The 10,898-nt window shown below is 74.8% G+C and carries 7 protein-coding genes; all 7 read left to right on the forward strand.

Annotated elements, in window-relative coordinates; all coding sequences use genetic code 11:
• Positions 1-51 precede the first annotated feature (51 nt).
• The 7 genes from ACGF0D_RS29240 (at position 52) to trxA (ending at position 10,757) form a co-directional block, all read left to right on the forward strand.
• A complete protein-coding gene (locus ACGF0D_RS29240) occupies positions 52-2,598 on the forward strand; it encodes a DUF6049 family protein (protein WP_392921260.1) in 2,547 nt (848 codons plus the stop codon).
• Positions 2,599-2,655: 57 nt separating this feature from the next.
• Entirely contained in the window at positions 2,656-5,139 is a 2,484-nt protein-coding gene (murJ, locus tag ACGF0D_RS29245; RefSeq protein WP_392921263.1) for a murein biosynthesis integral membrane protein MurJ, read from the forward strand.
• A gap of 303 nt (positions 5,140-5,442) precedes the next feature.
• The gene (locus tag ACGF0D_RS29250) at positions 5,443-7,416 is read left to right on the forward strand and encodes a protein kinase family protein (RefSeq protein ID WP_392921266.1); all 1,974 of its coding nucleotides are present in this window, start codon (positions 5,443-5,445) and stop codon (positions 7,414-7,416) included.
• Positions 7,417-7,458: 42 nt separating this feature from the next.
• On the forward strand, positions 7,459-8,169 hold the full coding sequence (gene sigM, locus ACGF0D_RS29255; RefSeq protein WP_392921268.1) for an RNA polymerase sigma factor SigM: 711 nt from the start codon (positions 7,459-7,461) through the stop codon (positions 8,167-8,169).
• Positions 8,166-9,161: a zf-HC2 domain-containing protein gene (locus tag ACGF0D_RS29260; protein WP_392921271.1), complete on the forward strand. Its 996-nt coding sequence runs from the start codon at positions 8,166-8,168 to the stop codon at positions 9,159-9,161. Before sigM ends, ACGF0D_RS29260 begins: the two co-directional genes overlap by 4 nt.
• Positions 9,162-9,334: 173 nt before the next feature.
• Positions 9,335-10,300, forward strand: a complete 966-nt coding sequence (gene trxB / locus ACGF0D_RS29265; protein WP_392868669.1) for a thioredoxin-disulfide reductase — start codon at positions 9,335-9,337, stop codon at positions 10,298-10,300.
• Positions 10,301-10,430: 130 nt separating this feature from the next.
• Positions 10,431-10,757 carry a thioredoxin gene (gene trxA, locus ACGF0D_RS29270; RefSeq protein WP_392868671.1) on the forward strand — a complete coding sequence of 109 codons (327 nt, stop codon included), beginning with the start codon at positions 10,431-10,433 and terminating at the stop codon, positions 10,755-10,757.
• The last annotated feature ends 141 nt before the right edge of the window (positions 10,758-10,898 follow it).

Consider the following 10,898-nt stretch of genomic DNA (forward strand, 5'->3'; position numbering starts at 1 on the left):
CGGACGGACAGCATCAGCAGCGAACGATCGAGAACGGCGAGGGCGAAGCGAGTGAGTGAGCCGGCACGGCACTCGGGCCTGGGGGCGCACCGACAGCCTGGACGGGCCGAACGCCCGGCCGAGGGGCGTCATCCGGCCCGGCGGGCACGCCGTGCGGGCCTGCGCCTGGCCGCGGCCTGCGCGGCCGTCCTGACCCTCTTCACGGCCTCCCCGGCCGGTGCGCTGCCGGCCGGCGGCAACGTCCGGCCGGCCGGCGACTCCACCGCCACGGCCGAGTACCCGGTGGTGGTGACGATCGACACGCTGAACCCGCAGGTGGCCGTCCCGAACGGCACCGTGACGATCAGCGGGCACGTCACCAACGCCGGCAAGTCGGCGGTCAAGGGCGCCCACGCGGCCGTCCGCAAGCCGAACACCGGCAGGCCGCTGGACCGGCGCAGCGACCTGGCCAACGTGGCCGACCGCTCCACGCCGGACGGCAGGGACGGCGTCGAGCTGGACAGCCCGCAGTACGCCCTGCCGGAGCTGGGCCCGGGGCAGAGCCAGCCGTACACCCTGAGCGTCGCGGTGGGCGACCTCGGGCTCTCCGCGAGCGGCGCGTACGAGCTCGCGGTGGACGCCTGGGGCGGCACGGCCGACAACCCGCGCGACCGCGCCCTGGGCATCGCCCGGACGTTCCTGCCGTACAACGCGGGCGCCGAGGCGCAGCCGACGAAGGTCGCCACGATCTGGCCGCTGGTGCACGCGCCGGTGGTGGCCGCCCAGACCAGCACCGACGGCAACGACCAGACGATCGCGGTGCTGCGCGACGACAGCCTGTCCGCCGAGTTCGCCCCGGGCGGCCGGCTGTACGAGCTGGTCGACACCGGTGCCAAGCTGAACGGCCTGACCTGGGTGATCGACCCGGACCTGCTGGACGCCGCGCTCGCGATGACCAGGCCCTACCGGGTGCAGAAGCCGGGCACCGAGGCGTCGGGCAAGTCGGCCAAGGACGACAACACCGTCCAGCTGCAGCCCTCGGCCGCCGCCGTCGCCTGGCTGGACAAGCTGCGGGCCGCCGTGGCCAAGCCGGGCAGCCAGGTGGTCTCGCTGCCGTACGCCGACCCGGACCTCGCCTCGATCGCCCACAACGGCTCCGACCTGACCGGGATGACCACCGCGCTGAGCAAGGCGGCCACGGCCGGCCGGCTGACCGTCGAGGGCCGGCTCTCGGTGGACACCCGCTCGGACGTCGCCTGGCCGTACCAGGGCTACCTCGACCAGCAGATCGCCGCCCTCGCCCAGCAGGCGGGCAGCGGGACGGTGCTGGTCAACGGCGGGAGCATGCCGGAGGCGGACTCGCTCAACTACACCCCGAGCGCGGCCCGCCCGATCGGCAACGGGCAGAACGCCGTGGTCGCCGACGAGACCGTCTCCGCGCTCTTCGACCGGGACCTGAGCAGCCCGCAGGCGCAGACCGAGTCCACCCAGCGCTTCCTCGCCGAGACCTTCGCGATCACCCACGAGCAGCCGCAGAACCAGCGCGGGCTGCTGGTCATGCCCCCGCGCGAGCTGAGCGCCACCGGCGCCAAGGCGCTGGCGAGCGCCCTCCAGACGGCGGACGGCAAGTGGATCTCCTCGGTCAAGCTGGACGCGGTGGCCCAGGCCGCGGCCGACCCGAAGGCCAACACCGCCGTCCCCGCGCCCACCGACTACCCGACCCAGGCCCGTGCCTCGGAGCTGCCGGCCGACGACCTGAGCAGCACCGACGGGATCCAGCACGACCTGGACACCCTGATGCGGGTGCTCACCCTGCCGCAGCGGGTGCGCGGCCCGTTCAGCGCCGCGATGGTCCGCTCGCTGTCCACCGAGTGGCGCAGCCAGCCGGCGGCCGGGAGCACCTACCGCACCGGCGTCCAGAAGTACCTGAAGGAACTGACCGGCGCCGTCCAGGTGCCGAAGAAGAACGTGGTCACCCTGTCCGGCGACACCGGTCTGCTCCAGGTCAGCGTCCGCAACGACCTGACCCAGACGGTCACCAACCTGAAGCTGGTGCTCACCTCGGCCCAACCGAACAGGCTGCGGGTGAGCAAGGAGGAGGAACTGGTCCTCCCGGCCTCGCAGAGCGTGACGCTCCGCTTCAACGCCGAGGCGCACAACAACGGGTCGGTCCTGATGACCGCCCAGCTGTGGACCACCGGCCCCGACTCCCGGCCGTACGGCGAGCCGCAGCAGTTCCGGGTGGAGGTCACCTCGGTGACCAACGGGGTGCTGTACATCTTCGCGGGTGCCGGCGTCCTGCTGCTGCTGGCCGCCCTGCGCTTCATGCGCCAGCGCAAGCGGCGCGGCGGGCAGCCGCACGAGGACGGCGACCAGCCGGTCGGGGACGGCCCGGCGACGGACGGCGGCGACGCGGAGCAGGACGCGCCGCGGGACCCGGAGCAGGACGCGACGGAGGCCTCCTCGAAGGACGGGCCGGCGGACCCCGCCGGGCCCCCGGCACCGGACCGGACCGACGGCCCGGACGGCGCCCCCGATGACGGTCCCGCGCAGACACCGCGTGGCAGCAGCCCGGATGGCCGGGATCGGGCCGCCAGTGATGAGAAGGTTGGTCCTTGATACCGCCGATCCCCCGCACCGCCGGGCCGGCCTCCCCCACGACAGCGAAGAGGTGACATGACCGGGCGCAGCGAGGAGCGGCCGCCGGGCCGCGGTGAGAGCCGGCCGGGCGCCGAGTCGCCGTCCGGCGACTGGTACGTGGCCGACACCTACGCCCAGGACCCATACGCGGCGGACGCGTACGGGCACCCACAGGACGGCCAGGACCCGTACGGTCTGCGGGCCGGTCGGCCCGCCGCGCCCCAGCCGCCGGCCGCCGCGTACGACGTGCCGCCGCAGCTGCCGCCGCAGGGCGGCGGCTACCCGACGCCGGTGCCGCCGACCCCCTACCAGGCCGCGGAGCAGTTCGCGGCCCCGGTGCCGCCGGTGCAGCCCGGCTGGGACACCCCGGCCCAGGCCGCCTGGCCGCAGGAGTCCGCCCCCGCGCAGGCCGCCGGCGGCCACTGGGGCGGCACCGAGCAGCCCCGGCCGCAGTGGGAGCCGGGCCCGGCGCACTCCGCCTGGGACACCGAGACCACCGAGTACGTCGGGGTGGACGCGCTGTTCGGCGGCCGCCCGGCACAGGCCGCGGCCCAGCCGCCGGTCCCCCAGCCCGCTCCGGCACCCCAGCCGGTCCAGCCGACCGCCCCCGCGGCCGGCCCCGCGCCGTACCCCCCGGCGACCGGCTACCAGGGACCGCCGCCGCACGGCGGCGCCCCGGGCGGACAGCACCACTTCGTGCCGCCGATCGAGTTCGACCCGCCGCTCTCCGAGGAGGAGGCCACCATGCAGGTGGCCGCCGTCGCGGTGCCCCCGGCGGTCGAGCCGCTCGCGGACATCGTCGCCGAGGAGCAGGCCGCCCAGCAGGCGCCCGCGCCCGCCGCCGAACCCGCCGAGCCCGCCAGGGCGGCCGGCGGCGGCAAGGTCTCCAGCCTGCTGAACTCCAGCGCGATCATGGCGGCCGGAACGCTGGTCTCCCGCGGCACCGGCTTCGTCCGGACCATGGTGATCACCGCGGCCATCGGCGTCGGCGTGATGGGTGACTCGTACAACGCCGCGAACACCCTGCCGACCCTGCTGTACATCCTGATCGGCGGCGGCGCGCTGAACGCGGTCTTCGTGCCGCAGCTGGTGCGCAGCATGAAGAACGACGAGGACGGCGGCACGGCGTACGCCAGCCGGCTGCTCACCCTGGTGATGGTCGGACTCGGCGGCGTGGTCTTCCTGGCCGTGCTCGGGGCACCCGTGCTGGTGCAGATGATCGCCCACTCCACGATGGCGACCCCGGAGAGCGCCGAGACCACGGTGGCGATGGCCCGCTACTGCCTGCCGACCATCTTCTTCATGGGCATCCACGTGGTGATGGGGCAGATCCTCAACGCCCGCGGCCGCTTCGGCGCGATGATGTGGACCCCGGTCCTGAACAACATCGTGGTGATCTTCACCTTCTCCGCCTACATCTGGGTCTACGGCGGGTTCGGCACCACCCACGTCACCCCGGAGGGCATCTCCCCCGAGGGCGTGCGGCTGCTCGGCCTCGGCACCCTGATCGGTCTGGCCGTCCAGTCGCTGGCGATGATCCCGTACCTGCGGGCCGCCGAGTTCCGCTTCCGGCCGCGCTTCGACTGGCGCGGCCACGGCCTGGGCAAGGCCGCCCGGCTGGCCAAGTGGACGTTCTTCTTCGTGCTCGCCAACCAGGCCGGCTACCTGGTGATCACCCAGCTGTCCACCAAGGCGGGCGCCGCCGCGGCGGCGGCCGGCCACAACGGTGTCGGTCTGGCGGCGTTCTCCAACGCGCTGCTGATCTGGCAGCTCCCGCAGGCCGTGATCACCGTGTCGATCATGAGCGCGGTGCTCCCCCGGCTCTCCCGGGCGGCGGCCGACGAGGACGCCGGAGCCGTGCGCGACGACATCTCCTACGGTCTGCGCACCACCGCGGTGGCGGTCGTCCCGGCGGCCTTCCTGTTCCTGTCCCTCGGCCCGGTGATCGGCCGGGCGATCTACGCGGTCGGCGGCAACGACACCGTCCTGAACGACGCCACCAACGTCGGCCTGATGCTCTCCGCGTTCGCGCTGGGCCTGATCCCGTACTCCGCCCAGTACGTGATGCTGCGCGGCTTCTACGCCTACGAGGACACCCGCACCCCGTTCTCCAACACCGTCTGGGTGGCGGCCTGCCAGGCCGGCTTCGCGCTGCTGTGCTGGCTGGTGCTGCCCGCCGAGTGGACGGTGACCGGCCTCGCCTTCGGCTACGGCCTGGCCTACGCCATCGGAGTGGCGGTCGCGATGCCGAAGCTGAAGAAGCGGATCGGCGGGCTGGACACCAAGCGGATCGGCCGGACGTACAGCCGGCTGGCCGCCGCCGGCGTCCCGGCCGCCCTGGTCGGCCTCGGCGCCAGCCTGGGCGTCCAGCAGGTGCTCGGCGGCTGGGCGGGCAGCGTGGCGGCCCTGGTCGTGGCCGGCGGCCTCCAGCTGGCGGTCTTCGTGCTCATCGCGAAGCGCCTGCGGATCGAGGAACTGAACTCCATGCTGGGCATGGTCCGCGGCCGACTGGGCCGCTGACCGTCCGACCACCGGCCGGACGAGCGGGCGCCCTGACCGGGCGTCAACGGGAGCGGCACGCTCCTCCGCTCGTCCGGCCGAGTGCTGCGTCACCCGTCGGTCGGGGTCCTTCCGACCGCCGGATGGCGAGCCGGTGTCGGATCTGCACCACATCTCTCCACCCGCGTGCAACCGCGCGGACGTCTCAGCGGTCGTACCCGGTGGAGAAGAGTGGGCACAATTGTCCTGGAGCACAGGGCCGCCGACCCTCGGGCTCCAGCGACTCTCTCAGGCCGGGGCGACACAAGGGGAGGCAGGACCACGGTGGCTGATGGCACCAAGGCCGTCGTCGACACGTCAGCAGCTGACGCGGCGACGGACGAGGCCGCGCTGGCCGCGGCGATCGACGAGCTCGCGGGCTCGGAGGACGCCGGCGAGGGCGCCTCCGCGGACGCCCGCCGCAAGGGCGCCACCACCGCTGCCGCCGCCGCGCGCACCGAGCCGGACGAGGCCGTGGACGGGGCCTCGGACGACGCGACGGAGGCCGGACCGGAGGCTGCCTCCGGCGAGGAGACCTCGGAGATCACCGCCCCGCTCTCGGTCCAGGAGCTGCGCGCCGAACTGGCCGCCGGCTCCCCCCGGAAGAAGCCCGCTCCCGAACCCGCCCGACCCGCGCGCCGCCCCACCGACCCGCAGCCCACGGTCGACCCGCGCGACACCGCCACCCTCCCGCGCACCCTCCCCGCCCCGCAGCGCCGCAGCGGCGACATGATCGGCCACCGGTACCGGCTGGAGGAGTGCATCTCCCAGACCGAGACCTTCAGCAGCTGGCGCGCCGTCGACGAGAAGCTGCGCCGGGCCGTCGGCGTCCACCTGATGGCCTCCGGCCACCAGCGGGCCCGCAAGGTGCTCGCCGCGGCCAAGTCCGCCGCACTGCTCGGCGACCCGCGCTTCGTCCAGGTGCTGGACGCCGTCCACGAGGGCGAGCTGGTCTACGTCGTGCGGGAGTGGCTGCCGCACTCCTCCGACCTGGCCAAGCTGCTCGCGAACGGACCGATGGAGCCGCACGAGGCGTACCAGATGGTCCGCCAGGTCGCCGACGCCGTCGCGGCCGCCCACCGGCGCGGGCAGGCCCACCTGCGGCTCACCCCGCGCTGCGTGCTGCGCACCGACAGCGGCCAGTACCGGATCAACGGCATCGCGGTGGACGCCGCGCTGCGCGGGCTGCCCGAGGAGGGGGCCGAGGACGCCCAGCGGGCCGACACCCGTGCGATCGGCGCGCTGCTGTTCGCCGCGCTCACCCACCGCTGGCCGTACCCAGAGGACCGCTACGACCTCCAGGGCCTGCCCAAGGGCCTCCAGAACGCCGCGCCCGACCAGGTCCGCGCCGGGGTCCACAAGGGCCTGTCCGAGCTCGCCGCGCGGGCGCTGTTCGACCAGCCGCCGCACCACGCCCGGCCGATCAGCACACCGGAGGAGCTGGTCCGGGCGATCGCCCAGATGCCCCGGATCCGCCAGCCCGAGCCGGAGCTGCCCGCCTTCCCCACCCCGCCCCGGCACAACACCCACGCGCTGCCCACCGCCCCCAACCCGACCCGGGTCGCCGACACCACCGTCGCCCCGCTGCCGGCCTCCTCCCGCCCCGTCTCCTCCCGGCGCGCCCGGCGGCGGCTGCGCCGGGTGATCAAGGCCACCGCCTGGACGGTCGCGCTGGGCGCGATCGGCGTCGCCTCCTGGCAGTTCGTCGACACCCTGCGGCACACCGGGGGGGCCACCGCGTCCCCGGCCCCGTCGGTCAGCAGCACCGCGCCGAGCCCGCAGGCCAGCACCCACAACCCGGTGCAGCTCACCGTCAAGGGCGCGCAGTCGTACACCCAGCCGGGCGACGGGACCGAGGGCAGCGACAACCCGGCGAAGGCCGTGGACGGCGACTCGAACACCGCCTGGAACACCCAGTGGTACAACGACCAGTTCGGCCTCAAGGCCCCCGCCCTCAAGTCGGGCACCGGCCTGTTGATCGACCTCGGCTCGTCGCAGGCGGTCTCCTCGGTGAGCGTCCAGTTCGGCGGCGAGCACACCGCGGAACTGCGGGTGCCCACGGCGGCGGCCGCCGCCAACCCGATGTCGGCCAGGCTCGACGGCTTCACGGTCGTCGGCAAGAAGAACGGGAGCAACGTCGAGTACACCCTCGACACCCCGGTCACCACGCGCTACCTCTTGCTCTGGCTGACCGCTCTGCCGAAGGATGGCGCCGGGAGGTTCGCCGGCCAGGTCGCCGAGGTCAAGGTCTTCGGCTGACCGCGGTTCGGTGGATCCGGCACGAGGGCAGGGGGTCGAGGCGTGACGGTGGCGGACGACGACGCGGCACTGCTCGCCCGGCACGTCGCCGGCGACCCGGCGGCCTTCGGCCTGCTGGTGGACCGCCACCGCGACCGGCTCTGGGCGGTCGCCCTGCGCACCCTGGGCGACCGTGAGGAGGCCGCCGACGCCCTCCAGGACGCCCTGGTCTCCGCCTTCCGCGCCGCCGCCGGCTTCCAGGGCCGCTCGGCGGTCACCACCTGGCTGCACCGGATCGTGGTCAACGCCTGCCTGGACCGCGCCCGGCGCAGCGCCACCCGCCGCACCACCCCGCTCGACGAGGACCCGCAGCGGCTGGACACCCTGGTCGGCGCCGCCGAGCCGGCCGACTCCCCGGTGGTCCGGGCCGAGCTGCACCGCGAGCTGACCGCGGCGCTCGCCGAGCTGCCCGCGGAGCAGCGGGCCGCGCTGGTGCTGGTCGACATGCAGGGCTACCCGGTGGCGGAGGCCGCCGAGCTGCTGGGCGTCCCGGTGGGCACCGTGAAGAGCCGCTGCGCGCGCGGCCGGGCCCGGCTCCTCCCCCTCGTCCGGCACCTGCGCGAGCCGGATGTTTCACGTGAAACAGCGCCCACGCCCGGCTCGGCCCCGCCGCGCCGGGACACCGCGGGGAACCCGAAGCGCCCCGGAGCCGTCACAGGGACGGGCCCGGGCGCCGGCCGGACGGTCCTGGAAGGAGACGCGAGCACCCGATGAACGCCCACCCCTCCTTCCCCGACCCCGCCGACGGCCACCCCCCGGTCGAGCAGCTGGCCGACCACGCCGAGGGGCTGATCGACTCCCCGGACACCGCCGCGGCGCTGCGGCGGCACCTGGACGGCTGCGCCGAGTGCCGGGAGACCGTCGACGCGCTCGCCGAGGTCCAGGCCCTGCTGGGCGACGTCGAGACCCCGCCGATGCCGGCCGACGTCGCCGCCCGGCTGGACGCGGCGCTGGCCGGGGCCGCCGCGGAAGCGGCCGCAGGGACCGGACCCGAAGCCGGCGAGCGGCCGCAGGAGGCCTCCGCGGCGGACCGCCGGACCGATGCCCCGGCCCGGCCCCCGCGCACCGCCACGGCGCCCGTCACGCCCTCCTCCGCCGCCTCCCGGCCCGCGGCGAGGCCCGGGGATCGCCCCTCCGGACGGCCCGGACCGGCCACCGGCCCCGGTCGTGCCCGCCCCCGGCGGCGGCGCTTCGCCCTGCTGCTCGGCACGGCCGCCGCCCTGGCCGCCCTCGGGCTCGGCGGGGCACTGCTGCTGCACCCCGACGACCGGTCCGACCCGGTGACGGCCACCGCGGGCGGCGCCCCGAACACCACCGCCGACGGCCACGGCACCCCACACCTGGCGGGCGCCGGCACCGACTACCGCGAGGACGAACTCGCCACCCAGGTCCAGCAGTTGCTCGCCCGTTCGGAGAACCTCCCGGGGCTGCGGGCCACCGGCCCCGCCAAGTCCGGGACCGCCCTGCCCGCCGACGGCGCCCGCCCGCAGCCCGACTCGCCCCCGCCCACCGCCTCCCCCACCGGTTCGGGCTGCCCGGCCCCCGCCGACGGCACCCCGCTGGCCACCGACCGCGGCAGCCACCACGGTGCCCCGGTCGACGTCCTGGTCTACCCGCTGCCCGGCCGACCCGGCTTCGTCGACGTCTACCTGCGCTCCCCCGACTGCGGTCCGGTCGTCCTCCACCAGGCCGTTCCCAGCCGCTGACCGGCGGTTCCCATGCGATCCACGCCGACGGCGCCACGCCGCTTCCGGACCCCGGGCGCCTGGTACTGATCCGCCTGGGAATGCGAGACACTGGTCAGTCGTTGTCCCGGGCGGCGGAGCAGGACCGCCCTCCCCGCAGCAAACGCGGGTCGCGATGCGAACCAGGAGAAGCAGTGAGCGACGTCCGTAACGTGATCATCATCGGTTCCGGCCCGGCCGGGTACACGGCTGCGCTCTACACGGCCCGTGCCTCCCTCAAGCCGCTGGTCTTCGAGGGGGCCGTCACCGCCGGTGGTGCGCTCATGAACACCACCGAGGTCGAGAACTTCCCGGGCTTCCGGGACGGCATCATGGGCCCCGAGCTGATGGACAACATGCGGGCCCAGGCCGAGCGCTTCGGCGCCGAGCTGATCCCCGACGACATCGTCGCGGTCGACCTCACCGGTGACATCAAGACCGTCACCGACTCCGAGGGCAACGTCCACAGGGCGCGCGCCGTGATCGTCACCACCGGCTCCCAGCACCGCAAGCTCGGCCTGCCGAACGAGGACAAGCTCTCCGGCCGCGGTGTCTCCTGGTGCGCCACCTGCGACGGCTTCTTCTTCCGCGACCAGGACATCGCGGTGGTCGGCGGCGGCGACACCGCCCTGGAGGAGGCGACCTTCCTCTCCCGCTTCGCCAGGAGCGTCACGATCATCCACCGTCGGGACACCCTGCGCGCCTCCAAGGCGATGCAGGAGCGCGCCTTCGCCGACCCGAAGATCCGCTTCGAGTGGGACAGCGCAGTCGAGGCCATCCACGGCGACCCGAAGCTGAGCGGCGTCACCCTGCGCGACACCACCACCGGCGAGACCCGCGAGCTGGCCGTCACCGGTCTGTTCATCGCGATCGGCCACGACCCGCGCACCGAGCTCTTCAAGGGCCAGCTGGACCTGGACGCCGAGGGCTACCTCAAGGTCGAGGCCCCCTCCACCCGGACCAACATCCCGGGCGTGTTCGGCGCCGGCGACGTCGTGGACCACACCTACCGCCAGGCCATCACGGCCGCCGGCACCGGCTGCTCCTCCGCCCTGGACGCCGAGCGCTACCTGGCCGCGCTGGACGACCTGGAGTCCAAGGCCGCCGCCGTCGCGGTCTGAGCCCTCCCCGATCCACCCCCGCGGGGGTGTTCCACGTGAAACACCCCCGCCCCGGCCGGGCAGAAACAGAACGGGCCCATCCGTTGTTCTTCCGGCAGCAGCCCCCTCCGTCCTAACCCGAGGAGTTCCCGTGGCCGGCGCCACCACCACCGTCACCGATGCGACGTTCGAGAACGACGTCCTGAAGAGCGAGAAGCCCGTACTGGTCGACTTCTGGGCCACCTGGTGCGGCCCGTGCCGCCAGGTCGCCCCGGTCCTGGACGACATCGCGGCCGAGCACGGCGACAAGCTGACCATCGCCAAGCTCGACGTGGACGCCAACCAGGCGACCGCCGCCAAGTACGGCGTCATCTCGATCCCGACCCTGATCGTCTACAAGGACGGCGAGCCGGTGAAGTCCATCACCGGTGCCCGTCCGAAGGCCGCGCTGCTGCGCGAGCTGGCCGAGTTCATCTAGGCCTTCCGGTCGTCGACCGCACGGCGGCGGGGGGGCCCCCCGGGGGGGGGGCCCCCCCCCCCCGCGGGGGGGCGCCCCCCCCCCCCCGGGCGGCAACCCCCCCCCCCCCCCCCCCCAGCCGCCCCCCCCCCCCCCCCCCCA

The sequence above is a fragment of the Kitasatospora sp. NPDC048298 genome (genome assembly GCF_043201465.1).
In the GTDB taxonomy this organism is placed as follows: Bacteria; Actinomycetota; Actinomycetes; order Streptomycetales; family Streptomycetaceae; genus Kitasatospora.